This window comes from Paenibacillus sp. IHBB 3054, assembly GCF_051594305.1.
GTDB lineage: Bacteria > Bacillota > Bacilli > Paenibacillales > Paenibacillaceae > Paenibacillus_AQ.
The window spans coordinates 25,453-50,612 of the sequence record NZ_JBOFBG010000034.1 but is presented as its reverse complement, the minus strand read 5'-3'; the positions used below and the strand labels follow the sequence as shown (position 1 = coordinate 50,612).

The window sequence follows — 25,160 nt, the reverse complement described above, 5'->3', positions numbered from 1 at the left end:
ATTGGCGTATACAGCAACGGAGCGGGAGAAATCCCGCTTCTTTTTTTTTGTCCATAAGTTTAGTTGGGGCGGCTATTGATAGTCGTCCTTTGTTGTATCCCCCACCCAGTGCCTGATGAACAAATTATTGCTTCTGTGCCGATGTTAAGGCTTGTCATACCCGTCTGGAATTTTTGCGAATATCTTCTATACGCACAAAGAAAGCCCCAACCATATCGGCGGGGCAAAATAGGGAGCGTGATGGTTCTATTATTAACATGAACATAGCTAATATACCTGTCTTACTATCGAAATAAAGCTTTAGAAAGTACCCTTTAAAACTGGCTTCCCATCTTCGAAGACAAAATCAATACCTTCAACCGGAAATCGAGAGTACTTTTTTACTTCATATTTAACTCTTTCATTCCAATTTTTAACAATATCGTCTACATGAACGATATTGTCTAATATATCAGCTACAAATTTTTGCATAATAGAATCGTCATATCCTACATACTTAGTTAATGTTAATTCACAGTCAACGAAAATTTTTTGAACATTAATTTTTGATGCCAACAAACTTTTTAATGATTCAATAGCTAGGACTTCTCTGTAAAATGTAGGAGGATGTTTTTTTGTATCGAACTTATTAAAATCATCTGGCTTTCTTATTATAAAAAAAGCTATCACTATTCCTAATATAACTTTTTCAAAAATAAGTACTAGTAGCATCAATTCAAATCCTTTTTTGAATTCTTCACTATTATTACAGTTATCTATTGAATTTTTGATAACGCCATTATACTCATCATAAATTCTGCTTAAAGCAAAAGCATCGGCATCATATTCAAAAGATTTTTGATCTAATGTTGATATAGCTTCATTATTAGTTTTACGGTTTTCAAGCAATTTTATATGACCATGAACAACATGTCCTATTTCATGATATAAAATAAACTTAATAGGTATCATTTCTACAATACCATCATCGAAATCATATGAATTGTGGTGTGCTTTTAAAAAGCCTTTAAAAAAATTATAGTAGTGTATTATAAGACCTTCACTTAATTTTATCTCCGAATTAGAAGTACAAGCTACAAAATGCATATCTTTCAAAAAAGTTAAACTTAAATCAAATTTTTCGTTCTTATTATAGTCATTAAGTGATTTTTTAGTATTTTCCATAATTATATTAAATTCTTCAATGATCAAACTCTTTATTCCTTCAATTTCCTCATCTCGATCTTTCAAACTGGAATACCAGGAATTTTCATCGTATAGATTATTGATGTCTATTTCAAAATTAGTATTCAAAAAAAATATTTCTCCATTAGTATCTTCATTTTTATCACTTGAAACGCCCATATAATAACGCCCCCATCATATTTTTATATCAAGCACTTTTAATAAAAAGTAATGTTTTGGCAAACTCATATTTCTCATTATCCGCCTTCGATCGCGTTTATTCAATGCTTATCCTACTTAAAAACTCTTGTTGAAAGTACATATTGCGCGACGGTTTAATTGAATACTAATCCATGCTTATTCATAATATGACCGATCTTACGTCGTTAAGCAGGCTCAAAATTAAGGAATACAGTGGATTAGCAAACACTTCAAGTGTTTGTTAGAATTTAGGTAGAGTGGCAATACAAGGTGAGGGTTATGTTATGCCAAAAATGGTAATGTGCCAACAATATTATGGATGTTGAATTCGGGAGAGAAATTGACTGCGAAGTAAATATCGGAAAAGCTAGAGATAAATATAAGAACAGTTTCTCGGTATATTGATGAACTATGTGCCAGTGGCTTCCCTATCATATTCGACACAGGGCTGTTGGTATTGAAAATTGTAGTTAATATATTCTTTCTTGCTATGATTGATAGGGCCAATTTAAGCGAATACTGCCACATCGATAGATGTCTATTTTACGCAGCCCTTACATGTGGAGGTTACAGTAAGACTTGAAAGAAAGGATACAGCCGAATAGACTGTACCTTAGTTGGTGGCGTAAGGATTGGAAAGGTTATAGTGAATCTTAATCCTTTCACCTTCAAACACTTCGATTTTGTTGATTAACCGTTGTAGGACTTGTTTCATTACTTGCTCGTCGTCGAAGTCGAGCGTAATGAAACGTCCTACTTCTTTTTTTGAATGCGTGTATCTGTTGGTCGAAATCCTGTTTCGATTCCAACGCCAATATTAGCTCTGCCTTTTTGTTCGCAAGGTCTTCTTGCTGTTGGGTAATACGATTATTCTGTAGCTTAAACTGCTCTGTTGTTATTACCCCGTCAACGTGTAAGCTTAGTAAGCTATCGAAGCGGGCGTTTGTCTCGCTAAGTTGCTTTTCAAGCCGTTTCAATTCCCTCGTTATATGAGAATAGGCTTTCTTTGCCGTTACTCTTGTGTTTGCACCGTTTTTTCATGAGTTCTTGAACGATCGACACAAGCACCGCCGCAGGGAAAGCGTTATTCGGGATGATGGCGGTATTCGCAGAGTTCAAACGGGACATTATCCGGGAACGTACCATAGCGGGCTTACAAGCCGCCAGAGCGCGGGAAGGAACGGCGGTCGCCCTAAGACCGACGCCAAGAAGCTTGATAAGGCGATTAAGCTATACGAAGGAAAGAAGCATAGCGTTTCCGAGATCGAAGAACTAACTAGCGTTACGAAGGGTTCATTATACCGTGAAATAAATAGAAGGAAAAACGTCACAAACACGACAGATTAAGTGACATATAGATAAAGGAATGGCGCCCACATCGTTGTTCCTAACTTCCAATAGATGGCGTCGAGATAACCGTAAGGTATTGATCGGCGTCTTTTCTTTTGTCTATTGTTTTGTAACTTATAATTCAAAACCGAGTGAAGCCCCCCACCGGGGGAATGGGGGTATATTTGCCGTCAAAAAGGCGTCTACAATTTACGCATAATTTCCCGAAATGTCAGGTTCCAATATCGCCCATTTCCCGCTATACTGAAATAACCTTTCGGAGGAAGGTACGCAAGAAGCCCGACGTTCCCCTAAGACATGTCGGGTTATATCATTCGTATTGGGGTAATGGTTTTAAGTATACTTGCACTGAACATTTCGGAAAAGAAGACTTGAACATTCTTATTCTTCACCCGCTTGTAGCATATATAAATGACGGAATGTAATATGAAGTGCGACAGAAGCAAATAGTTGAGGAGAGATTAAATGAAATCACAAATTAAGTGTGTGCTTCTTATGTTTCTGTTAAGTATTTCAATAACTGCGTGTTCCACCAATAAAAGCAGTTTAAACCTAAATAATGACAGTAGCTCAAGTAGTAATAAAATTTCTGACACCAGTGTTCCAACAATTACTTCTTCTGCCCATATTACTCCTTCTGAAAGTAAACCTGAGAACAATAAGAGTTTAGCAATGGAAGCATATAAGATAGTATTGCAAAATAAGATTGAATTTTACAGCATAGAAACTAAGAAAAAGGTATATTTGAATGATTTTTTAACTAATAACGAGATTTATGGAACTACATCTAAAATAAATCACTTTGCCGTGCTTGATATGGATGGTGACAAAATACCTGAAGTTGTTCTTGGATTAACAGTAGATGAGAATCCAAATTTTGTTGAAGTCCTGCATTATATGAATGGTGAAGTCTATGGCTACTTTTTTGGAAACGACCAGTTAAGTGGTCTTAAAACTGACGGAACATTTAGATGGTTAAGCGGCGGGTTAACTTACAACGGATATGGAAAATTAAGATTCCAAACCAATTCCTGTGAAACTGACAAATTAGCTTATCATGAATCAAGTGCTACTGATGAATCATCCACTACATTCGCCACAGCATACTACATCAATAATAAACTAGTTACTAAAGATTCATATAAAGCTTTTGTTAAAGAAGAAGATGCTAAAAGGGATGTAACGTGGTATGAATTTTCTCAAGAGAATATATCAACAGTGACGTCAAAAACAAGATAGTGATATTACGTGATATATAACAATGAAAAAATGAGAAGGGAAGTTGTCTGTATAAAGGACGAGTACAAAGAAGAAGCTCTACAGGCAACACTTCGTGCAATAAGAGCCAATCCTAACAATTTTTCGATTGGTGGTTAGCGGATGTCTAATGAAACCTTACATGATGTCACAAGCGCGACTAGAACGTGGATACAGGCGCTTGGTATTATCTCCGAGACTATCGACCGTACACCGTTTACAACGTGGTTCAAGGACACGACTGCGGCGTATAACGACGAAACTTTCGTGATTGAGAAATTGATAGTAGCCACCGCAGATTATTTCGAAGAAGATTCCGCAAGTTTATTACAAGAGATTGCTAGTTTGTTTCACCACAATAAGGATTGGCTAGCGTATACGAAGGGGTTATCTTGGTCTGCCTTTAACTACTCACGAGCGATTAGTATAATTGCGGGTGCTGCTGTTTCTGACATTATCACTGAGCAAGAAGCATCAGAACTTTGCGACTATTATGGCTCTGCAGCAGAGAGCATGTTCGGAGATTGGCAAACCTTCTTATTCAGCGCAATTTTGGGTAAACAGTTGTTAACTCCTAATGAAGATCGTTTTATTCTTGGTGCAAATGATTACATCGGATTTGAAATGGGTACCAAGCGGATTACAAAATATACTATTACAGGCAATGGCGTTACGATTCTTGAGATCGGACCCAATCTGAACCGCCTTGGATTAAGTAAAGCCAAAACATTAACACTAAGTAAGAAAGAAACATTGGAATTATATAAACCTGACCTCGATAATTTAACCAAGGCCATTCAAGAGTTAAAGCAGCAGCTGAGTGTCTAAGTGAAGGGAATAAAATACACCCCTTTGGCGATTCTTGAACGTATCTCCAACGCATTAAAGCCAAAAGGGCGTTTTATTCGTACAACTTTAATACCGCTTTTGAATCAAGTCATATCATCCCGAAGCGCATCAATAATATTTTCCTTTTTGATCTTGCTAATGGCATACAGCATTGTAACAAACACAATAAAGAGAACGCTGAACACGCTGATTCCGATGCTGGCCCAAGGCAGCACAAAAACGATACCGTCCGCTCCGCCTATGAACATTCCTTTGTAAATCAGCCAAGAGAAAATCACCGCTACGGGAAGCCCGACGAGCAGCGCCCTCATGCCATAAAAGGCACACTCGAAATTCATCATCTTCTGGAAATCGTGTTCCGACATTCCCACCGAGCGAAGCATGGCAAGCTCCCGCCGACGCAGCTTGATGTTCGTGGAAATGGTGTTGAACACATTGGCAATTGCAATCAGCGAAATCATAATGATAAAAGTATAGGCAAACACGTTGGCAATGAAGATATAATTACGGCTCTCATCCATCAGTCTGTTCATATTGTACATATTGTACGCAGCTGTGATCCCCGCGCCCTCGATCATTGTTTCCATTTCATCTGCCGACTGCGTGGGGCTCTCTGACTGAAAGGTCATGCCCTTCATATCCACATGCGTGTCAGGTGTTACATACTGCTCTTTGAGCGAATAGGGAGCCATCACATAGAAAAAGATCGGCGTCGGCTCCGTGGCATCCAGAATCGGGAGTGTATCGGGCGGCGCGGTATCGACAAACGTAATACCGACGTTTTTCCCCTGTTCCGGCTCCGCCCCGTCATCTGTCCTGGGCACGATAGTGAAATTCATGGCAGAGTTTTTGAACACGTCCACATACTCGCCAGCCTCTTCAATCTTGGCAACGGAAATCAGCTTCGCATTCTGCCCGGTATATTCCTCTGCCGGCAGACCCAGCTGCGCAAGAATACTAAGATAGGTGTTTTCATCAAGGAACTGAAATTGCATGGGCAGTTTAACGGTATCGTCCGGTGCATAAGAAGGCGCATATTCCCAGTAATCGTCTGTCATATCGCTTGCTTTGGCAGTGCCTGAATATGTAACAAGTGCCTGATATGAGCTAGCATAGACGCCATCAGCGGTCTTCATCTTGTCATATAGCGGCAGCATTTCGCTGTCGTCCATGTCCCGTGCGGCAAAGGCGATGTCGTAGGTCGTAACCTCTGTCGACTGACCTAACGCCAGCTTCAGATCCGTCACAAAAGCACTGGCTGATATAAACAGCACTACGCTTAAAACAAGCGACAGCACAATGCTGCGATAGCGCTTCTTGTTTCTCTTAAAATTCTTGAGTGCAAGGGTTCCCTCCAAACCGTAAATGTGCTGTGCCAGGTTTGAAGTTTTAACAGCTTTGGATTCAACCTTGACCTCGTTCGTCTGGCGAATACACTCCATCACAGGCGTATTTACAGCTTTTCTTGCTGGGATATAGGCCGAAATCAGAATCGTAACCATGCTGACCGCTGCCGCAGCAATAATTGCGGGAATGGATACCGTCACGGTCAATGGGACATCCGTGTAGAGGATGTTACCAAACGTCTTGGCGACAATGTCGATTACGAGTTTGATGCCGCCCATGCCGACCAGTATACCTATCGGTATGCCGACTGCACCGATGCAAAGTCCCTCAAACAGCACTGAATTTCGTAGCTGCTTTGCCGTGGCTCCCACCGACATGAGGATACCAAACTGCTGTGTACGCTCATTCAGAGAGATGTTGAAGGAGTTGTAAATCAGAAAAATCGAGCCTATCATGATGATGGCGACCACAATGCCGCCAACCGCATACAGAAGCCTGTTGAACATGTTATCGTCCGAAAGGCCCATGAAACGCAGCACATAATCATTTAAAAAATACGCATGGCCTCCGGCTGTTTTGTCGATGTAAGCATGTATCTGGCGCGGGTTTTTCAGTGTGACAAACAGGCTGAAGCTATCTGTGCTATCCCCGGCATCTGTTTTAGTGATTAGGGTATATCCCGGCGCGGAGTTTTCCTCAAAGCGAGGTCTTTGACAAATACCCACAACCTTGTAGGTTTTCTCACCCTGAGGTATAAAGGTTTCGCTCTGGGCATTGTACGGGACATTCTGACCGAGCTTTTCGCCGCCGCTCATGCGGCTTCCCACCGTGAGGGAAACGGTGTCGCCCACCGCGAATTTCACGCCGGCTTCGGTTGCGACTTTCCCCGAAACAAGAATCTCTCCGCTGTTTTCGGGCATCCTGCCGGAAAACAGTGTGACAGGCAGAGCATCCAAGGTTTCCTCACTGTAACCAGCCAGAAAAAGATACGGCTTGCCCGGGGTTTTGCCGCCGTCAAGCGCGGCGTAACCGATATTTTCAAAGGTTGCGGTGCTTGCAACTCCATCGTCGTGGGTTCGTTCCTGTACGAAAGAGGAATCAACATCCAAAAACTCGACATGCCAATCGCCGTATTTTGCAATTGCGCCGTTTGTCATATAGCTCAGCAGGGATACGCCAAAGGTGGCGACCGCCGTAATCATGGCAGCAGACAGAACAACTCCGATAATCGTTACAAGCGTTCGTGTGCGGTTCTTTTTCAGTCCTTGAAGGGCGACCTTGTTGAAAATGTTCATGACCGTGCCACCTGCCTCTCGTCCCGCACTACTTTGCCGTCTGATATGCCGATAATGCGGTCTGCTTGCAGGGCGATATTTTCGTCATGCGTGACGATGAGAAGAGTCTGCCGATATTTTTGATTGCTTAATTTCAGCAGGTTGATAATTTCATGTCCATTTCGGCTGTCCAAACTGCCCGTGGGTTCGTCGGCAAGCATGACCGCCGGGGCATTCATCAAAGCGCGTCCTATGGAAACGCGCTGTTGCTGACCGCCCGAAAGCTGATTGGGTAAATGCATTTTCCGGTCCTTCAGCCCAAGCAGGTCCAACAAGTCATTCAGCCGTTCCTCGTTGACCTTCCGCTTGTCCATCAGTATAGGTAAGGTGATGTTTTCCACCACATTCAGAGTGGGAATGAGGTTGTGAAACTGGTAAATCAGTCCGACCTGCCGCCTGCGGAAGATGGCGAGTTTCTCATTGCTTTGGGCATATACATCCTGCCCGTCCAAATACACCTTTCCGCTTGTCGGCACGTCCACGCCGCCGATGATGTGAAGCAATGTGGATTTGCCGGAGCCGGAGGAGCCGATGATTGCGGTAAACTCCCCCTTTTCGATGGTAAGCGAAACATGGTCAAGCGCGGTAACTTGGTTTTCGCCCTTGCCGTAGACCTTGCATAGATTTTCGATTTTTAAGAACTCCATTATGTGAGTCTCCTTCTCATGGTTTACCCATATAATAGAACCTTCATCTTACATCTCTGTGACTTTCAGGTGAGAGATTCGTCACTTTGGGAAACGAATGGCAAATATCGCACCGCCCTGCGGGTGATTTTTTGCGGTAATCGTCCCTCCCTGCCGTGTAATAATCATCTTGCAGAGAGCCAATCCAATCCCGTATCCTGTAGCGTTTGGGTTTCTCCCGCGATAAAACCTGTCAAACAGGCAGGGTAAATCTTCTTTTTCAAAGCCTGCGCCGCTGTCGTGGATAGCAATCCCGGTAAACAGAGGGTTGTCCGTACAAACAATCTCAATCTTCCCGTGCTCGCCTGCGCTTTCCATGCAATTTTTGAGGATATTTTGAATGGCTTCCGAAAGCCAACCAGAATCGCCCTGAATCAGTACCCCTTTCGGCACGTCCATTTGCAAATCAATATTGTGCAGTTCCATTGAGATTAGGAACGGGCGAAGCGCGGCGCATATCAAGTTGCTTACATCGATCTGCCCGCTTTGGAATACCACAATGCCCGCGTCCAAGCGGGATAATTTCAATAGAGAAGTAATCAGCCAATCCATCCGCACAAGCAATTCCTCTGTTTCCCGTACAAATGCTTTCCGCTCGTTTTCATCAGGGTTATTCGCTAACAATGACAGAATGAGGTTCGCGGATGTGAGCGGAGTTCGGAGCTGGTGGGCTATGTCGGCAAGCGAATCGGCAAGATGTTCTTTTTCTTTTTTCAGTGCGTCGTTTTGCTCCCGAATACGCAGCATCATTTTTGTTATCTCGCTGTGCAGAATGGAAAGTTCGCCCTCGTCCGATTCACCAATATACAGATGGTCAGCATTATGAAGTACAAGATCGATTTGATTTGAAATCCGCGCAATGCTTTTGTACCGGGCTTTGGTAAACGCGAAAAACGCTGTGCCAAAGGCGGCGGCAGAAGCAAGGGCAAGGATTCCCGCCGCCTCATTTATTGCAAATCCCAGCATTACAGCGGCGGCGGCCATTAATGAGAACAAAATGGCAAACTGCCGAAACTCTCTATTCCGAAGCATGCCCGCCCCCCAATCTATACCCTGTCCCGCGAACGGTCAGAATAATTTGCGGACTTGCCGGGTCGTTCTCTATCTTCTCCCGCAAGCGTTTGATGTACACGGTGAGTGTATTGTCATTGACAAACTCGCCCGCCGCGTCCCACAATTCGTCAAGTAGCTTGCCCCTCGTGATAATACTTTTTGGGTTGCTAATAAACACCAGCAACAAGCGGTATTCTAATGCTGAAAGAAAAACCTCGTTGCCGTTTTTTTTCACAACACCGCTTGCCGTATCGACATGAAGCCCGCGAATTTCAAAATCCGCCCCGGAACGCCCGCTTTTTCGCAGGGCGGTTCCAATTCGCGCAATCAGTTCACGCGGACGAAAAGGCTTGGTGATATAGTCGTCCGCGCCCATGTTTAGCCCTGTAACAACACTCGCCTCATCGCCGGAAGCCGTCAGAAAGATAACGGGAACATCATGCGTTTCTTTGATTTCCGTGCAAACCGTAAAGCCATTTCCGTCAGGCAAAGAAATATCAATCAACGCCAAGTCGAATTTATTCCCGGCAAGTGCGGCAAGGGCTTCACTCCGCGTAGGGGCGTGGATGACTGTAAATCCCTCCGAGCGGAGCAAAAGGATAAGATTTTTAGCGATTGCCTTATCGTCCTCAACCAAAAATATCCGTTTCATTTATTTTGACCATCCTTTACTTTAGCGCTTCTATATCGTCCGTCAGCCGGTTTTTCAGCGTCAACCGGAACAAGCCATGTATTTCCCACGCACAACACCTCCATAGCTTTATTATATTTCTTTTGACGGAAACATATAGGCTGAGGTATAAAACAAAAAAATACGGGAGTGTGGAAAGGAGTTCACGCTCCCGCACAGGCTCAAGATATTAGGCGGCGTTAGTGCGAAAGGACAAGTAAAACGGCGATCTATTGGAGAAAATAGTAAGGTGGGGGCGCCCCTTCTTTTATGATATACTTTGGTTTAACATGCTGTATTCATAGAGAGGTTTTTGAGATGACAAATAATTTTTGGCGTGATTTACCACGGCCTTTTTTTATACTGGCGCCCATGGAAGATGTGACGGATGTTGTTTTTCGCCATGTCGTAAGTATTGCTGCCAGACCGGATGTGTTTTTTACGGAGTTTGCGAATACAGAGAGTTATTGTCACCCGGAGGGGAACCATGCTGTGCGCGGGCGGTTGACTTTTACAGAGGATGAACAGCCCATCGTAGCACATATCTGGGGAGACAAGCCGGAATACTTCCGTCAAATGAGCATCGGTATGGCGAAAGAAGGCTTCAAGGGCATCGATATTAATATGGGTTGCCCTGTAGCGAATGTAGCACAGAACGGGAAGGGAAGCGGCCTGATCTGCCGTCCTGAAACCGCAGCGGAGATCATCCAAGCTGCCAAAGCCGGGGGACTGCCTGTCAGTGTGAAAACAAGACTCGGTTTCAGTGACTTAGACGAATGGCGCGGCTGGTTGACCCATATTTTGAAGCAAGACATTGTGAATCTGTCTATTCATCTGCGCACACGAGAGGAAATGAGTAAAGTAGATGCTCATTGGGAGCTGATTCCGGAGATTAAGAAGCTTCGTGATGAGGTAGCACCAGATACACTGCTGACCATTAACGGGGATATCCCTGACCGTCAGACTGGCCTGAGGCTCGCTGAAGAGTACGGTGTGGATGGTATTATGATTGGTCGCGGTATTTTTCAGAATCCCTTTGCTTTTGAGCAGGAGCCGAAGGAACACAGTAGTGAGGAATTGCTTGATTTGCTGCGGCTGCATTTGGATCTCTATGATAAATACTCCGTACAGGAACCACGTTCGTTCAGCCCTCTTCAACGATTCTTTAAAATATATGTCCGCGGATTTCGCGGGGCAAGTGAATTAAGAAACAGCTTAATGAACACCAAGTCAACAAATGAAGTGCGTGCGCTGCTCGATGAGTTTGGAAGCAAGGAGCATGATGAGGCGGAGGAACGTGGAGATTAAGCTGAGATGAATGGAGAGGGGAACAAAACCCAGCCTATTTTCAATATGAAACAGGTAACAAGTCAATAACCATGATATTATGAGTTATGGCTCATCTTGGCGATTATACATGGTGTCAGACATACGTCAGGGCTGAAGTGCGCTTGGCGTTTTTTTGCGTATGCGATTTATGGGAGGTGAGAAATCATAGTGAATCATCGTTGGTCGTATAATCCCAAGCCGGCTAAATTGACGGCAGCGGATAAATCAAGGCTGGAAGCGATAGTCAAGCAAGTGATAGCGGATTCCCCGGATTTAAGCGAAAGGGTTTATCGTTTTGAGGTTAAAGCGGGAAGAATCTATTTATATCGTCTGCATGAACAGTTTGGCTGGGATAACCCGGAGATCCAATTCATTAAACCGTTAATCAAAGGAAAATATGCAGAGTTTCCCATGGCACGCATTACACTATTTGATGAGCGTGGCGACCAGTGCGAGACGGCTTTTCAGCGACACACCGGGCAATGGGTCAGACTGTATGAAAGCAATCTTGCAGAATGTCTGAGTTTTATTGAAGATAATGATTTGTTTAACTAAATGGATTTGTGGAGTTGAAGCATCGGAATGGCTGGAAAGTTGAATGTGCTGGAAATCAAGAAGAAGCTGCATGGATTTTCAAAAGAGGAGCTTGTTGAACTAGTTGCGGAGACCGTCCGGCTCAGCAAGGATGCTCGGGCGTACGTTTCGATCCGGCTCGAAGGCGAGACAGGCTTGCAAGAATGGGTTACTGAAGCTCAAGCGCTGATTGATAAGGAATTCAATCCTGCTCGGGGGTTTCCTAAGCTGCGGCCTGCCACAGTGAAGAAGATTTTTACGGAGGTCAACCGGCTTGGCAAGGGAACCATTTGGCCCTTGGAGATCATGGTTTTCTTTTGCGAGACGGCCTCTGACTACATTCATTATGAAGGAGATATTTTTGAGAATATGGGGGATTTCTTTACCAACACTTTTGAAAAAGTAATCCAGCTCCTGAATAAGGAACAAACACCGGAATTGTTTGAAAAGTATCAGGCTCGCCTCGAGGCGGTTGCAAAAAAGCCGAATTGTCACTGCTGGGGAATTCAAGACTCGTTGGTCGGCTCCTATACCGAGCTCAAATGGGTGGATGCGGATGAATTTCTCGTTGATTTAAACTGGAAAAAGGCTTAAGGGAGGGGGAGAGCTCAGCAGTTTTTCCAAATAGGAGTTGAACTGTGAAATTAAATAGTAATAGATTCACCTTCAGAGGAGTGTGTAACATGATAGGAAGAAATGACCCCTGTCCTTGTGGAAGTGGGAAAAAATATAAGCAATGCTGTTTACTTAAGCAGTCGGAAGATCAGACGCTGCAGGCGAAGGGGCGGCATTTTTTTGATCGTAAATTTAAATTGACCACTGATCTGTATTCCTTTCTTGCTCAAAAGCAAGGCGGGGAATGGAGCTTCGATCATCAAAAGTATAAACCCTTCGATTCTTCATTGGGCCATTTCAGAGAAGGGGCCGGAAACATGTGGGCGTATTTCTTTCGCGTATATGATAACGGTTTGCGCGGAATAGACTGGTTTGTGAAAGAGAGAGGCCAGAGGTATTCCGGGGAAGACCGGAAGATGCTTGAAAATTGGAGAGAAATGAAGGTTTCCTGCTATCAGTTGGTAGACCAATATGAGCAAGGTGCGGTCATTGAGGATATCTGGTCCCAAGAAAGGTATCGTATGCCGTACTGTGAAACGATGATTAAGCTTCCTCCATGGACCGTATCTGTCGGAATGATTGAGCCGTATGTAGAGGATTGGTGTATCCATGGAGTGTTTATGTGGGGCCACCCTGATGTAGCATCCGAGGTAATGACCCGTACAGGGCAGCTGCAAGAAGAAATTGCAAAAGCTTCAGAACAGGAGATGTCCCCTGCGGACATACTGGCCAGCAACTATCCGGAGATGCTTGATTTGTGCAACAGAATTAATAGTAGAAAAGAAAATCCGGTTAGTAATCTGGAGGAAATGAGGGAGCAAGTTTTTGTAACGTACGAATATACTTGCGAGTATCCCGAACTGCTGGAGCAAATGCTGCTAAACATTGGGGATCAATATATTCTAGCGCCGGGCACAGATCCTGCAGAAGGTACAACCGTAATTAGCCGAGCAGACAAGCTGGACGGGATATTGGGCACAATACCAGCGGAGCGTCGGGATAAGCTTGGACTTAACGAGATCCATATCTCGAATGATTTGGGGAATATTGTGATCGGTAAACAGGGGGTAACGGTTTCTGGTTGGCAAAGCGCTGAACTGGAAGCTACGCTGGAACTGTTGGCCTCGAAGCTGTCTACGGCCGTCGGTCTGACTCAGGTTAATGAACGAAAAGAAGTTAAACAGATCCCTAAAGAGCTTGTCCTAAAAGGATACAATATAACAACAGAAAAGAATCTCTCTGATCAAGAAGTTACTGCTTACGGGAATCTCCCCATGTTATTGCAAGGGTTTCGCGATACACAAGAGAAATATCCCGCAGAAAGTGCCGAAATGCTCGTTAGGAGAAGAGAATATGAGCAATTCCGAATAAATCCGGATTTATCCAACTTGAACCTCTTACGTATAGCACTAGGGTTGCCTGAGAGTCCGTTTACTGGGTGATCTAATTTGTGTATGCGCATGAAGTTGCTGTAGTCATATCGAGCTATTGGTATGTTCATTGCTTTTCTAATAGTGAGGAATTGCTTGATTTGCTGCGGCTGCATTTGGATCTCTATGATAAATACTCCGGACAGGCACCACGTTCGTTTAGCCCTCTGCAACGATTCTTTAAAATCTATGTCCGCGGATTCCGCGGGGCAAGTGAATTAAGAAATAACTTAATGAACACTAAGTCCACAAGTGAAGTGCGGGCGTTGCTCGATGAATTTGGAAGCAAGGAGCCTGATGGGGCGGTTGGACGTGAGGATTAAGCTGGCAAGATTGTAGAAATCCGAGTAGAAAATAGAATAGACGCTAAACGAGTGAGGATCGGATGAATGGGGAAGGGGATGAGCCCGGAGCCAACAAGCCTTTCCTCTGTTTTTTATATATATTCTCCACAATGATTTGACTTCTAAAAACACTTTGTTTACACTTTGTTTATACATTCTGGGAGGCGGTTCTATGTTTCAGGTTCGAAAATGGGGTAACAGCTTGGGCATTCGCATTCCGAAATCCCTTGCCCTAAAGGTCGGTATTGAGGAAGGCTCCGAAGTCGATCTTGATGTGGAAGATGGACATCTTATCATCAAGCCGAAGTCGGCTACACTGGACGAAATCCTTTCCCAGGTCACCCCGGAAAATCTCCATAATGAGGTCTCTACAGGCGAACAACAAGGACGGGAAGTATGGTAACGGGCGGGTATGTGCCGGATCGAGGCGACTTGGTATGGTTGCAGTTCAACCCGCAAGCGGGGCATGAACAGGCAGGCAAACGTCCGGCCTTGGTCGTGTCTCCTGCTTCCTATAATGGTAAGGTCGGACTTTCCTTGCTCTGTCCGGTAACTTCTAAACCAAAGGGCTACCCGTTTGAAGTAGTCATTCCGCAGGATCTGCCCATCGAAGGGGTTATCCTTGCCGATCAAGTAAAGAGTCTAGATTGGCAATCCCGACAGGCAGTGTTCATCTGTAAAGTACCACAGATCATACTGTCAGATGTCGTTGCCAAACTCGACTTACTAATTCGCTGACCTACAATTGTAGGCAGCAATAAGAGAAGTGGTGCCCAGTAAATGAATAACATAAACTCTCATCATTGTAATCTCAATATATGGTATCATCTACCTGATGAAGTATGGAGTAAAGTTGCTGCTATCTATAAGTCTATGCCCGGTTGGATGGGGTATAAAGACGGGATTCCATATTGGTTCGGGCAGGAAGATGATGATGTTTTTATTGAAGCATCCGTTGAGCCGGGCGGATTGTCATTTTATGCCCAGATGAATCAGAGCGATTGGGATTCCTGGATAACAAGGTTTAAATCAGAAGCAACAAAGGTATTAGATTTTGACGTTGGTGAACCTGAAGATGGATTTATGTGAAAGGATTGTAACTTCAAATAAACGATGCGAACCTTTTACGTATAGCGCTAGGGTTGCCTGAGAGTCCGTTTGTTGGGTGATGAAATTGGTGTATACGCTTGAATGTTATTCAGGCTCGGAATTGCCATTTCGAGAGAAATAAAGCTGTGCGCGGGCGGCGTTTGGCTTAAACAGAAAATTGAAGTGAAATGATTGAGGATCGGATGATGGGGAAGGGACAAACCCGGAGCCAACAAGCTGTTCCTCATTTTTTTTATATGGAGGGGATCACATGTCCTGGAGCAAATTGAAGCAACAACTGGAGGGCTTTCTCTGTCCTGCGTTACATGGAAGGGTAGAATACCGCGCACCAGGCTACCGTTATCTGCCTGATAAATCAGGGATTTGTTATATCTCGGTAGATAAAAAGAACGTACTCAACATGAGTGATAAAACGAACACTATCAGATGGTATCAAACAGAGCTGGAAATTAAGAATGATCCAGATATCCAAATTCCTATCAGCAGTGACGACATTGAAGCGGTCAGACAAGCTACCAAGGGGCCAGTGCCGGAGGATCGCCTAATAGTAATGGCCCGAAGCAGAAAAAGTACAGAACATGCCAAAGAGCTAATGTCAGCACAGGCTGCATTAAGTAAATCAAATTTTATTGTTGTGGCTAATAAGTTTCTGACTACTCCTATAGAGGAGAGCTTGGAGAGCAGCGATATGGTATTGAATATACTGGCTTTGGTGGATAGGAGGGTTGGGAAGAAGCGGATCTTGAGTATAGCGGAGAAGATGGAGTTAAAGCATCCGGTGGTGCGGTATTTTTATGAGCTGCGGCGGGGGACGTTGTGAAGTTTATGCCAAAAAACGATAATATGCTGGCTATTCTATGGATGCTGAATTCCGGCGGGAAAATAACGGCCAAGCAAATACCCGAGAAGCTGGAAATCAATATCCGCACAGTGTACCGCTATATTGACGCATTATGTGCGAGCGGAGTGCCTATTATATCCGACTCGGGTCATCATGGCGGGTATAGCCTGCTGGGCAATTTCATCAGAGCCCCTCTGTTGTTTGACCTTGACGAGAAGAAGGCCCTTCTGCATGCAGCAACCTTTGCCAAAGAAGCCGGATACCCGATGAGTGAGGCACTGGACAATGCGGCAGCAAAGCTGAAAATGTATTCCAATCAGGAGCAGGAAAATACACTTAGCCGCCATTTAGCCGGATTCGAAGTGATCAACCGCGTGGGGCCTCCTTCGGTTCAGCCGGTGCTCGCAGAATTGGAGCAGGCGGTAGCGGGTGAATTCGTTGTAGAAATAGATTACCGCACAGGCCGTGAAGAGCATCCTAAGACCAGCGCTGGATGACCTCTGTCTGCATTGGTATTTGGGGCATTATCTGAAGGAGCGGACATCCGGTCAAGCTGTCTTCGTCCTTGAGGAGCAGTCCATGCTGAGGTATGTCCCTTACTTCCTCCTATCCTACGGGAAATCGGTTCAAGTCCTTGAACCGCAGAGCTTGAAAGATAAGCTTGCTGCAATCGCATCAGACTTACTGGAATATTATCAGCTTTAATAGCTTCACTGACAGTGGGTGTCAGTGGAGCTATTTTATTAGTGGCTTTAGCCAGTTGAGTACGCGAAGCGTGGGAAACAAAAAACCACCTGCTATGCGGGTGGTGTAGTGATGCTTATAGCAAAAAACCACCTGATGCGAGCGTTATAATAGGAGTGTTCAAGCTACTATGTATAACGAAAGGAGAAGGTGGTTTTTTGTGGCACAAGCCAGAGAAGGCATGGCACACACCAAATGGATGTGTAAATACCATATCGTATTCACCCCAAAGTATAGACGAAAGGTGATCTACAATCAATACAAGGAAAGTATCCGTGATATCCTAAAGTAACTCTGTGGCTATAAAGGGGTAGAGATTATCGAGGGACACCTCATGCCAGATCATATCCACATGCTGGTCAGTATCCCACCGAAAATGAGTGTATCTAGTTTTATGGGATACCTAAAGGGGAAAAGTGCGCTGATGATCTTCGATAAGCATGCAAATTTAAAGTATAAGTATGGGAATCGTCATTTTTGGGCGGAAGGCTATTACGTAAGCACCGTAGGGCTCAACGAGGCAACAATTAAGAAATACATCCAAGAGCAAGAAAGTCACGATATTGCGCTGGATAAGCTGAGTGTGAAAGAGTACGAAAACCCCTTTAAGGGGTAGCCGGTAGTCCAAACACCCCTTCAGGGGTAGGCAAAAGAGGCAAAGGCATAGTAGCTTGAACGAAGTGAAAGCCAGCGCCTTTAGACGCTAGCCGGCACCAGAGGCTTATAGCCTCAGAGCAAACCACCCGTTTGACGGGTGGTTTTGATTATCTTCAGTTGTGTCATATGAAAATTAGGAAGAACTGTTATAATTAAGACAAAAAGAATTGTAAGGGGATTGAAGATAAATGGCACAGATTGAGCCGAAGATTTTTGATGAGTTGAAAAAGGCATTATCTTCTTTTGACGGGAAGTATTTTGTTGAAGAGAAATTAAACCGCTCTAAACTCACGCATGATTTACGGAATTATGATGAAGCGCTTCTCAGTAAATTATTTGAAGTTGCTTTTATCAAGCAACATTTTATCAAAGAAATTGCAGGGGAAAAGCTTTTTCAAATTGAACAGCTTGAGGAGGCAGTACTTTACAACAATTACTGGGACACAAGCTATACCAAGTATGAAAACCGTGTAGGGCTCGCTTCAAAAGGTAAGTTTTTACAGGATAACGAAGACGTTGTGCTAGATTTCCCGTTCAAAGATGGCGTCCTTACTGCCTCTATGACAAAGGAAGATAACAAAGACGGCTATGATGACGCCTTTCTGAATGAGACAATTGAAAAAGATGAAGTCGACAGATTATTTGATAAGAAAATTTTGTCTAACGTAAAACGATTTAACAATGAGGAATACACACATCTAGATACTAAATCAACTTCTTTTAATATGGAGCAAGACAATCTAATAATCAAAGGAAATAATCTTCTAGCTTTACATACTTTGAAAGATAAATACGTAGGACAAATAAAATTGATTTATATTGATGTACCATACTTTTTCAAGAAGAAAATTGCAGAAGATTCGTTCAAGTATAATTCAAATTTTAGAATGAGCACATGGCTTACATTCTTAAAGAATAGATTAGAGATTGCTAAACAGTTGTTAGCGAATAATGGGTCTGTATGGATAAATATCTCTGAAGATGGGATGCACTACCTCAAAGTATTATCTGATAGCATATTTGGCTCAGAAAAATTTGTTGGTACGATTCCTCGAAAGACACGTAACGGAAAATCCGACGTACCATTTAATCTATCTCAAGACTTTGATTGGCTTCTTGTATACACAAATGGTTTTGAGGGTGATGAAATTGTGGGGCGAAAAGTTGAAAGGCAATACCTAACTACTCCCGATTTTCCTAATCGCCCTTGGCGCAAAGCAGATATGACTAGCCAAAGAACGATATATGAGCGCCCAAATTCAAATTTTACAATGGTTAATCCCAAGACGGGTAAAGAATATCCAGTCAACCCTAAACGTTCATGGGCTGTTGCTAAAGATACTTTCCAAGAGTGGTATGAGAAAGGAGGTATTGGATTTCCTGATGACTATGAGGTTATGAGTGGGGATAAGCCATTTAGACGAGTTTTCAAAGATGAGGATGATGCTAAAGAAAAAGCATCTGCAGTATACTCAGACTTCTTATTGAAGTTGTATGATGGAGCAACTGTAAATAAATTAGGTAACGATCAGGTTGATCTGCTTTTTGGACGTGATGCTTTTGATTATGCAAAACCCGAGGAGTTGTTATATGAAATCATAAAAATTACCACGAAAGAGAATGACATCGTGATGGATTTCTTCATGGGGTCAGCGACTACGCCAGCTGTTGCAATGAAAATGAATCGCCGCTTCATTGGTATTGAGCAGATGGACTACATCAATACTGTATCTGTTCCAAGGCTACAAAAGGTTATAGAAGGCGAACAAGGCGGGATTTCAAAAGTCGTTGATTGGCAAGGTGGCGGTTCATTTGTCTATGCTGAACTTTTTCCTAAAAATATGGGCTACCTTCAAGATGTCATCCACTCAAACACCATTGAGGAGCTTAATTCAGTTTATGAACGTATGCTATTAGGGACTGATACAGATGAACCTGCGGATATTTCTTTCCGTGCTGACTTATCGAAGATTGATTGGGCTCAAGGATTTAATGATAATAAACGCTTACTGGTGAAATTACTTGATAAGAATGGGCTTTATTATAATTATTCGGAAATTAATGATAAGAATGTCCGTGCTTTAGTTTCAGACGAAGATTACACCTTTAATAAAGTATTCTATGAAGGTGGTGATTAATATGACAAAAGCGAAGAAAACTTCTGCTAAGGCTCGTCAATTTCCATTAGTTGAGCAGGCAGAGAAAGCAGAACATAACTTGTTGAGCCAACATCAAGGGTATGTAATTCCAGCTTATATCAATCAAAATTTAGTCCATAGGCTACGTGATTACCAAGATGAAGCTATGCGTAATTATCACTATACACAAACACAAATTAACCCAAATCCGCAACACGTTCTCTTTAACATGGCGACTGGTTCAGGTAAAACAGACTTGATGGCAGCTCTCATTCTCTATCTATATCAAGAACATAAGTATCAGAATTTCTTATTTACGGTAAACACAAATTCCGTTCTTATGAAAACGAAGAATAATTTGGTGAATGAAAATAGTGAAAAGTATCTTTTTCAAGAAAAGATTGAGATTGACGGACAACGTATCTTTATTCGACACGTTGAGCGTTTTCCCCGTGTTCGCCAAGAAAATACCATTTATATCAAACTCTCATCTGTTCAAAAGGTGTCAGATGATTTGTTTGTCTTGAAAGAGAACACAATGGGATTATCTGATTATGAAAATCATCCTGTGGTTATTTTGGCTGATGAAGCTCATCACTATTCCGCAACCACAAAATCAGAAAAAGAAGCCGAGAATACTTGGGAATCTGCTATCAATAAGATTCTAAGGGCTAGGGATGATAAGGAACACATGAATCTCTTGTTAGAGTTCACGGCAACAGTGGATTTTGACAAGGAATCAATTTATAACAAGTATCGTGATAAAGTCGTTTATCGCTATCCATTAAACAAATTTATGTTTGATGGTTATTCAAAGCAGATTAAGCGTATTGAAACATCAGCGAGTGATGAGGATAAAATGCTAAACGTGGTTTTACTATCACAATTTCGAAAATATCGTGCTTATGCTGAGGGTATCACGGGATCCTTTAAGCCCGTGATTATGTTCAAATCGCCAATAATTGCAATCTCACTTGAAGCAACAAAGGTATTTAATGAAGTCATTGCCACCCTAAAGGTGAGTGATTTAGTGGCATTCATTAAACGTCAGCAAGTATTGGATAGTAATGAAAGCTCTGCGCTTGAATTAGTTTATAACTACTACCTGCAAAATGAAGATAATTTAGCAAAGATTGTTCGTGAGATTAAACAAGATTTTGACCCGCGAAATGTTTTGAATGCCAATGATACCAGTGGAAATATGCTTGAAAAAGGGCAGTATGAAGCTTTGAACACGCTTGAAAGTCCAAACAACCTCTATCGTGTGGTCTTTGCTGTGGCAAAACTGACAGAGGGGTGGGATGTACTCAATCTGTATGATATTGTTCGTATCGAAAAGGAAGCAGGTACGAACAAGAACGCTACAATGGTTGAAGCTCAACTGATTGGACGTGGTGCAAGGTATTATCCATTTGAAATTGCTGGTGAGAAAAGCTATCAACGGAGATATGACAATGATTCCTCGAATAATCAATTATTTTTGGAAACTCTCCACTACCATACATTGAATGAACCTCAGTACTTGAAACAACTTGTAGGCTCATTAAAAGAAATAGATTTACCAACGGGACAAGACAAGAAAAACCCGCCTATCGAAATTAAAGTTAAACCTTCCTTTAAGAAAACAGCTACCTATAAAACAGGGAAAATTTATTATAACGAAGCGGAAGATGTATCGGATGAATGGTTTGATTCTATTGAAAAATATGGAATTAATCATAAGTCAGATATTTCTCGAAATTTGAACTATGGTAGTCGGGAAGTCTCCTATAAAGCTACTGTTGAAAATATTGAAACAAAAACTATTGGTATAGAAAATTTTGATGTTCGTTTCATTAAGAAAGCCATCCAACGCTTGGAGTTTTACCAGTTTGATAATTTGAAAAGGTATCTTCCTCTCCTGACTTCTATGAAAGAATTTATTTACGGAGAAAAATGGTTAAATGCAGGGAAGTTGAAGCTTTTCTTGACTGTTCCGAAAGAGTATAAAGCATCAGATATTTCAGTGGATGAGATTTTGAAAGTAACTATCGACATATTGAAAGAGTATGAAGTGAAATTCAAGTCAGGTTACGTCAAGCAACGGGGAACCAATAGATTTATTGGCTATCCAATTCGTGAGTATCTGACAAATTACAATAAACGTGTTCCAGATTATGACACAGCAATCCTTTTGAATGATGCAACGCAAAAGGTTGCTGCTTATGAAGTGGATGATGAATTTTACGTTTACGAAAAAGCAATCGTCAACAAACTTGAGTATGAACTGATTGAGCGAATTAAAGCCTATGTGAACGAGTTAAAACAAAAGTATAACAAAGCGGTCTATCTATTCCGAATGGATGAAAATATGCACCGTGAGTCAGCTAAGAGTGGGAAAGTGAAACTTTACCAATATGGCACTAGAATTAATCGTGCAGGTGAAAAAGTAGATATACATTTACAAGGTTTTCAACCTGACTTTATTTTGTTTCTTGAGAACAGTCAGTTTTATTTTCAAATTTTCATTGAGCCTAAAGGAATGAGTGGGGATAGATTTGTCAGTGAACTATGGAAGCAAGACTTGCTATTGTATATGAGTGACCACCAAGCAGAGATGGAATTTGAAGATGATTCAAAGAATGTCCGAATTAGTGGATTGAAATTTTACACAAAGGGTGATGGTCAAAGATCTATGACTCAGCTTGCGGAAATTACTCAAGTACAGGAAGTAACCGATTTCTCTCCAGTTCAAGAAATATTAGAGTTATCTAATGGAATGGAGCTAGGTGGTGAGTAAGATGGCAAGAGAAAAGGAAACCTTAGAACCATCCTTTGATAAAAGATTGGAGTTGATTTATAAACTTGCTTCAGAACGGATTAATGAAAAGTTTGAGAAATGGAAAAAATTTGATCTATTAATAATGTGTTATTATAGATTTTCATCCCTCTAACAGAAACTTGCATAGTAAGGTACTCAAATGTAAAGAACAAAAAACAATCTGTATGGAATACGTGCACGGATATAGTTCCAAGATATTCAGTCTAAAAAGATGAACATAGAGAAGATCGCTAATAATATTTTATATTTTAGCCACTCAATATGAGTGGTTTTTTTGTGTTGACGTGCCCAGAGGCACGCATTATCTAGTTGGTGAAAGTCCAACCAAAGGAGGGGCCAAGCTACCTTTGTAGCAAGGATGCTTGCACATGGCGAAATCTGTGTGTAAAAGCGAATCGACAAAAGTACTGGTCAGAGACCGAGCGAGCAACAATCCAGGCCGCAACATCAAGTGAATCCTGCCGCGTCGACGAAGGTCAAGGAAACTGTACAGAACTTGGAACAACAGTGAAGAACCCTCCGGCGTACAGGGAACGGCATGGTTTGAAAGATAATGCAGTGAACTGGGGAGACCCTCCCTCACACGGAATTTTTTTGGAAACCCGTAAAGAGACGTTCTATAAGTCCAGTAGATGAAGTGCACCGTCTGTGGGAAGGGAGTCCGAGGGGCTCATAGTATCGAGGAACCTAAGGACAACATAACCCGTGGAGACAAGTTGGAGGTAGATATTTGGGAAGAGTTTTCTAACGATTTGAACAAACTAAAATTGGCTTCTCAGTTAATAAAATCAAACATAGAGATATATGAAACTGTAAGTAAAATGAAAAGAATGGTAAGTAAAAAAGGCAATAGATAATCAAAAAAACAAACAATTATTTTTGGTGAAAGAGAAACTAGAAAATGCTATCTCTGCTATGTCTGATGAAGACTATAGAGAATATATAAATACATTTGACGAAGATGCAAGTTTGGAAGTTAAAGATGGACTAGTTAAAATAAGAAAATACAATAAAAAATTAATTGATGATTTGAAAATGAGAGCAGGTTATTGTTGTCAAATATGCAGGTCAAGCAGTATGAATGATTATGGGGTTTCTATCGTTGAGGGACACCACATTGAGTCATTCTCACTAACTCAAAACAACAAGCCGGAGAATATAATGATCTTGTGTCCAGATCATCATCGACTTATTCATCAAGCGAAAGGTATCTTCAATAAATCTAATTTAACCATTGAATATGCAAGTGGAAAAGTTGATACTATCGCAATCCCTTTACACTTACAAAGAGCAGATACCTCAAAGAGTAATATTGTAACTTGAACACCTAACTTCTGGTACCTTTAAATAGTCGTAAAAGAGGAAATCTGTTGAGTTTAATCCGTGCAGATACTGCAAAATGTTGATATTATAGGCTTTTTACTTGATACAAGTATAGGCTTGAGTTCAGCGGTGCCTCTGATAGCCACAGAAATCAGACGGTAAATCACTTTTCGTAACTTGTTCAAACAAGCCGGAGGAGGGTTTTTTTTGAGAAGGAATTTTACCGAATTGATATTGTCTTGCTGAAGAAAAGCTTCAACAAGCAAAAAACGTATACAGATAGAATAAAATTAAAAGTTAAAAATATGTGAGATGCTATTCACTTTAGATTAGATATCATTAATTGAGAAATTTGCAATATCCTTCTTCATCCATCCCCCAACAACTCCACAACCGAAACTTCCAACGCCTTCGCAATTGCCACCACCTCATAATCCTGCACAAGTCTATATTGACCTTCCAATCGTGATAAACTGGTCGGGCTAATGTCCAATCCAAAGGTCTGTAACCGGGCAAGAAAATCCTTCTGCTTCATTTTCTTGGCTTTTCGAATTGCTACTATTCGGGTCCCGATGATGTTTTTGTCACCTGGGGGTTCTTTTCGATGTCTCATTTCCGTGTCACCTCACAATTTAACTGAATTGTATGCGAGGCAAGAGTTGTTTTAATGCGGATATCGAATTAAAATAAAATAAACCGATAAACGCATTAAAATTTTTATACATCGTCTACAACTATAGCTTTGCCAGAAAGGTGAGGATGCAATGCACAATCTAATGCACAAGTATGAGGAGGAGAAGCGCAAGCTGAATGAACTCGGCCAGCAATTACTGGAGCAAGGAATTCCGTTAAGCACCAATGAGACAATTCAAGCTCAGAGTCGTAGAGTGGATGAACTTATTAATCGAATGTATCAAGAGAAAAACGTATATTCAGAGAATTTGCTTTTAAACTTCTGTCCTGGGGGAGATGCGGTGAGTTTTCCGGCATGGTTTATACAGACGATTCAGGGACGATTGAATGAAGTGACTGCACAAATAGAGTATCAGTCGGAGCCTAGACAAGCTTTTGAAGAAGAGAACGAGGCGTTTCAGGCGTTGTTCGACTCCATAGATATTGAACGTATGCCGCAATTTGAGGATTGGGAGAATAAACTTCAATTGAAGCAGGCCGTTCTTAATGAACGTCTATATCTACAAGGACTGAAGGATGGAATGCAGCTTGCACATGCCTTTACTGCTCCTTCTGTTCTGTCAGAATAAGATACGATAAAAAACATAAGCTGACTCATGTTTGGGCTGTTCACGCGACAGTCCTTTTCTTA

At 42.1% G+C, this 25,160-nt stretch carries 22 protein-coding genes and 4 pseudogenes; 20 read left to right on the top strand and 6 right to left on the bottom strand.

Annotated features, from left to right (window positions below):
• Nucleotides 1-300: 300 nt before the first annotated feature.
• Complete coding sequence (locus ACQ76X_RS26845; protein WP_438496839.1) at nt 301-1,344, bottom strand: hypothetical protein; 1,044 nt, start codon at nt 1,342-1,344, stop codon at nt 301-303.
• Nucleotides 1,345-1,684: 340 nt separating this feature from the next.
• Between ACQ76X_RS26845 and ACQ76X_RS26840 the strand changes: the two are divergent.
• The 4 genes and pseudogenes from ACQ76X_RS26840 to ACQ76X_RS26825 all read left to right on the top strand — a co-directional run.
• A pseudogene (locus ACQ76X_RS26840) lies at nt 1,685-1,813 on the top strand (HTH domain-containing protein); the annotation flags it as partial.
• 645 nt (nt 1,814-2,458) lie between these two features.
• A complete protein-coding gene (locus ACQ76X_RS26835; RefSeq protein ID WP_438496837.1) occupies nt 2,459-2,641 on the top strand; it encodes a recombinase family protein in 183 nt (60 codons plus the stop codon).
• Between the two features lie 539 nt (nt 2,642-3,180).
• Nucleotides 3,181-3,954 (top strand): hypothetical protein, encoded by a 774-nt coding sequence (locus ACQ76X_RS26830; RefSeq protein WP_438496836.1) that lies wholly within the window; start codon nt 3,181-3,183, stop codon nt 3,952-3,954.
• Between the two features lie 141 nt (nt 3,955-4,095).
• Entirely contained in the window at nt 4,096-4,800 is a 705-nt protein-coding gene (locus ACQ76X_RS26825) for a DUF1266 domain-containing protein (protein WP_438496835.1), read from the top strand.
• Between the two features lie 104 nt (nt 4,801-4,904).
• On the opposite strand, the gene ACQ76X_RS26820 is transcribed toward ACQ76X_RS26825, so the two are convergent.
• The 4 genes from ACQ76X_RS26820 to ACQ76X_RS26805 all read right to left on the bottom strand — a co-directional run bounded on the left by ACQ76X_RS26820 (nt 4,905) and on the right by ACQ76X_RS26805 (nt 9,893).
• The gene (locus ACQ76X_RS26820; protein WP_438496834.1) at nt 4,905-7,463 is read right to left on the bottom strand and encodes an ABC transporter permease; all 2,559 of its coding nucleotides are present in this window, start codon (nt 7,461-7,463) and stop codon (nt 4,905-4,907) included.
• A complete protein-coding gene (locus ACQ76X_RS26815; protein WP_438496832.1) occupies nt 7,460-8,149 on the bottom strand; it encodes an ABC transporter ATP-binding protein in 690 nt (229 codons plus the stop codon). Before ACQ76X_RS26815 ends, ACQ76X_RS26820 begins: the two co-directional genes overlap by 4 nt.
• Before the next feature lie 81 nt (nt 8,150-8,230).
• The gene (locus ACQ76X_RS26810; RefSeq protein ID WP_438496830.1) at nt 8,231-9,220 is read right to left on the bottom strand and encodes a sensor histidine kinase; all 990 of its coding nucleotides are present in this window, start codon (nt 9,218-9,220) and stop codon (nt 8,231-8,233) included.
• Nucleotides 9,207-9,893: a response regulator transcription factor gene (locus tag ACQ76X_RS26805; protein WP_438496828.1), complete on the bottom strand. Its 687-nt coding sequence runs from the start codon at nt 9,891-9,893 to the stop codon at nt 9,207-9,209. The genes ACQ76X_RS26810 and ACQ76X_RS26805 overlap by 14 nt, the downstream gene beginning before the upstream one ends.
• A gap of 336 nt (nt 9,894-10,229) precedes the next feature.
• On the opposite strand from ACQ76X_RS26805, the gene ACQ76X_RS26800 reads away from it, so the two are divergent.
• The 15 genes and pseudogenes from ACQ76X_RS26800 to ACQ76X_RS26730 all read left to right on the top strand — a co-directional run bounded on the left by ACQ76X_RS26800 (nt 10,230) and on the right by ACQ76X_RS26730 (nt 23,836).
• Complete coding sequence (locus tag ACQ76X_RS26800) at nt 10,230-11,219, top strand: tRNA dihydrouridine synthase (protein ID WP_438496826.1); 990 nt, start codon at nt 10,230-10,232, stop codon at nt 11,217-11,219.
• Between the two features lie 189 nt (nt 11,220-11,408).
• A complete protein-coding gene (locus tag ACQ76X_RS26795; RefSeq protein WP_438496824.1) occupies nt 11,409-11,795 on the top strand; it encodes a hypothetical protein in 387 nt (128 codons plus the stop codon).
• A gap of 45 nt (nt 11,796-11,840) precedes the next feature.
• Nucleotides 11,841-12,407, top strand: a complete 567-nt coding sequence (locus ACQ76X_RS26790; protein ID WP_438496823.1) for a hypothetical protein — start codon at nt 11,841-11,843, stop codon at nt 12,405-12,407.
• Nucleotides 12,408-12,496: 89 nt separating this feature from the next.
• Complete coding sequence (locus ACQ76X_RS26785) at nt 12,497-13,870, top strand: YecA family protein (RefSeq protein WP_438496821.1); 1,374 nt, start codon at nt 12,497-12,499, stop codon at nt 13,868-13,870.
• A gap of 68 nt (nt 13,871-13,938) precedes the next feature.
• A pseudogene (locus tag ACQ76X_RS26780) lies at nt 13,939-14,181 on the top strand (tRNA-dihydrouridine synthase); the annotation flags it as partial.
• 193 nt (nt 14,182-14,374) lie between these two features.
• Nucleotides 14,375-14,605, top strand: a complete 231-nt coding sequence (locus ACQ76X_RS26775; RefSeq protein ID WP_038585771.1) for an AbrB/MazE/SpoVT family DNA-binding domain-containing protein — start codon at nt 14,375-14,377, stop codon at nt 14,603-14,605.
• A complete protein-coding gene (mazF, locus tag ACQ76X_RS26770; RefSeq protein ID WP_438496820.1) occupies nt 14,599-14,940 on the top strand; it encodes an endoribonuclease MazF in 342 nt (113 codons plus the stop codon). The genes ACQ76X_RS26775 and mazF overlap by 7 nt, the downstream gene beginning before the upstream one ends.
• Before the next feature lie 42 nt (nt 14,941-14,982).
• Nucleotides 14,983-15,291 carry a hypothetical protein gene (locus ACQ76X_RS26765; protein ID WP_341377258.1) on the top strand — a complete coding sequence of 103 codons (309 nt, stop codon included), beginning with the start codon at nt 14,983-14,985 and terminating at the stop codon, nt 15,289-15,291.
• Nucleotides 15,292-15,562: 271 nt separating this feature from the next.
• Entirely contained in the window at nt 15,563-16,132 is a 570-nt protein-coding gene (locus ACQ76X_RS26760; protein ID WP_438496818.1) for an SF0329 family protein, read from the top strand.
• 5 nt (nt 16,133-16,137) lie between these two features.
• Nucleotides 16,138-16,858 (top strand): annotated as a pseudogene (locus ACQ76X_RS26755) (helix-turn-helix transcriptional regulator).
• Nucleotides 16,859-17,027: 169 nt separating this feature from the next.
• Nucleotides 17,028-17,513: pseudogene (gene tnpA, locus ACQ76X_RS26750) on the top strand (IS200/IS605 family transposase).
• Nucleotides 17,514-17,742: 229 nt separating this feature from the next.
• Entirely contained in the window at nt 17,743-19,692 is a 1,950-nt protein-coding gene (locus tag ACQ76X_RS26745) for a DNA methyltransferase (RefSeq protein WP_438496817.1), read from the top strand.
• Nucleotide 19,693: 1 nt separating this feature from the next.
• A complete protein-coding gene (locus ACQ76X_RS26740; RefSeq protein WP_438496816.1) occupies nt 19,694-22,471 on the top strand; it encodes a DEAD/DEAH box helicase family protein in 2,778 nt (925 codons plus the stop codon).
• Between the two features lies 1 nt (nt 22,472).
• Nucleotides 22,473-22,625 carry a hypothetical protein gene (locus tag ACQ76X_RS26735; RefSeq protein WP_438496815.1) on the top strand — a complete coding sequence of 51 codons (153 nt, stop codon included), beginning with the start codon at nt 22,473-22,475 and terminating at the stop codon, nt 22,623-22,625.
• Nucleotides 22,626-23,395: 770 nt separating this feature from the next.
• On the top strand, nt 23,396-23,836 hold the full coding sequence (locus tag ACQ76X_RS26730; protein ID WP_438496814.1) for an HNH endonuclease: 441 nt from the start codon (nt 23,396-23,398) through the stop codon (nt 23,834-23,836).
• 367 nt (nt 23,837-24,203) lie between these two features.
• On the opposite strand, the gene ACQ76X_RS26725 is transcribed toward ACQ76X_RS26730, so the two are convergent.
• A complete protein-coding gene (locus tag ACQ76X_RS26725; protein WP_438496813.1) occupies nt 24,204-24,449 on the bottom strand; it encodes a helix-turn-helix domain-containing protein in 246 nt (81 codons plus the stop codon).
• A gap of 151 nt (nt 24,450-24,600) precedes the next feature.
• Here ACQ76X_RS26725 and ACQ76X_RS26720 point away from each other — a divergent pair, with 151 nt between their 5' ends.
• Nucleotides 24,601-25,098, top strand: coding sequence for a hypothetical protein (locus tag ACQ76X_RS26720; RefSeq protein ID WP_438496812.1), 498 nt, complete (start codon nt 24,601-24,603; stop codon nt 25,096-25,098).
• The last annotated feature ends 62 nt before the right edge of the window (nt 25,099-25,160 follow it).

Coding starts and splice junctions, on each gene's coding strand:
- ACQ76X_RS26815 (WP_438496832.1), bottom strand. CDS start 8,149: ATGGAGTTCTTAAAAATCGAAAATCTATGCAAGGTCTACGGCAAGGGC.
- ACQ76X_RS26805 (WP_438496828.1), bottom strand. CDS start 9,893: ATGAAACGGATATTTTTGGTTGAGGACGATAAGGCAATCGCTAAAAAT.
- ACQ76X_RS26740 (WP_438496816.1), top strand. CDS start 19,694: ATGACAAAAGCGAAGAAAACTTCTGCTAAGGCTCGTCAATTTCCATTA.
- ACQ76X_RS26800 (WP_438496826.1), top strand. CDS start 10,230: ATGACAAATAATTTTTGGCGTGATTTACCACGGCCTTTTTTTATACTG.
- ACQ76X_RS26820 (WP_438496834.1), bottom strand. CDS start 7,463: ATGAACATTTTCAACAAGGTCGCCCTTCAAGGACTGAAAAAGAACCGC.
- ACQ76X_RS26835 (WP_438496837.1), top strand. CDS start 2,459: ATGATGGCGGTATTCGCAGAGTTCAAACGGGACATTATCCGGGAACGT.
- ACQ76X_RS26760 (WP_438496818.1), top strand. CDS start 15,563: ATGTCCTGGAGCAAATTGAAGCAACAACTGGAGGGCTTTCTCTGTCCT.
- ACQ76X_RS26725 (WP_438496813.1), bottom strand. CDS start 24,449: ATGAGACATCGAAAAGAACCCCCAGGTGACAAAAACATCATCGGGACC.
- ACQ76X_RS26785 (WP_438496821.1), top strand. CDS start 12,497: ATGATAGGAAGAAATGACCCCTGTCCTTGTGGAAGTGGGAAAAAATAT.
- ACQ76X_RS26830 (WP_438496836.1), top strand. CDS start 3,181: ATGAAATCACAAATTAAGTGTGTGCTTCTTATGTTTCTGTTAAGTATT.
- mazF (WP_438496820.1), top strand. CDS start 14,599: ATGGTAACGGGCGGGTATGTGCCGGATCGAGGCGACTTGGTATGGTTG.
- ACQ76X_RS26745 (WP_438496817.1), top strand. CDS start 17,743: ATGGCACAGATTGAGCCGAAGATTTTTGATGAGTTGAAAAAGGCATTA.
- ACQ76X_RS26775 (WP_038585771.1), top strand. CDS start 14,375: ATGTTTCAGGTTCGAAAATGGGGTAACAGCTTGGGCATTCGCATTCCG.
- ACQ76X_RS26765 (WP_341377258.1), top strand. CDS start 14,983: ATGAATAACATAAACTCTCATCATTGTAATCTCAATATATGGTATCAT.
- ACQ76X_RS26825 (WP_438496835.1), top strand. CDS start 4,096: ATGTCTAATGAAACCTTACATGATGTCACAAGCGCGACTAGAACGTGG.
- ACQ76X_RS26845 (WP_438496839.1), bottom strand. CDS start 1,344: ATGGGCGTTTCAAGTGATAAAAATGAAGATACTAATGGAGAAATATTT.
- ACQ76X_RS26720 (WP_438496812.1), top strand. CDS start 24,601: ATGCACAATCTAATGCACAAGTATGAGGAGGAGAAGCGCAAGCTGAAT.
- ACQ76X_RS26735 (WP_438496815.1), top strand. CDS start 22,473: ATGGCAAGAGAAAAGGAAACCTTAGAACCATCCTTTGATAAAAGATTG.
- ACQ76X_RS26810 (WP_438496830.1), bottom strand. CDS start 9,220: ATGCTTCGGAATAGAGAGTTTCGGCAGTTTGCCATTTTGTTCTCATTA.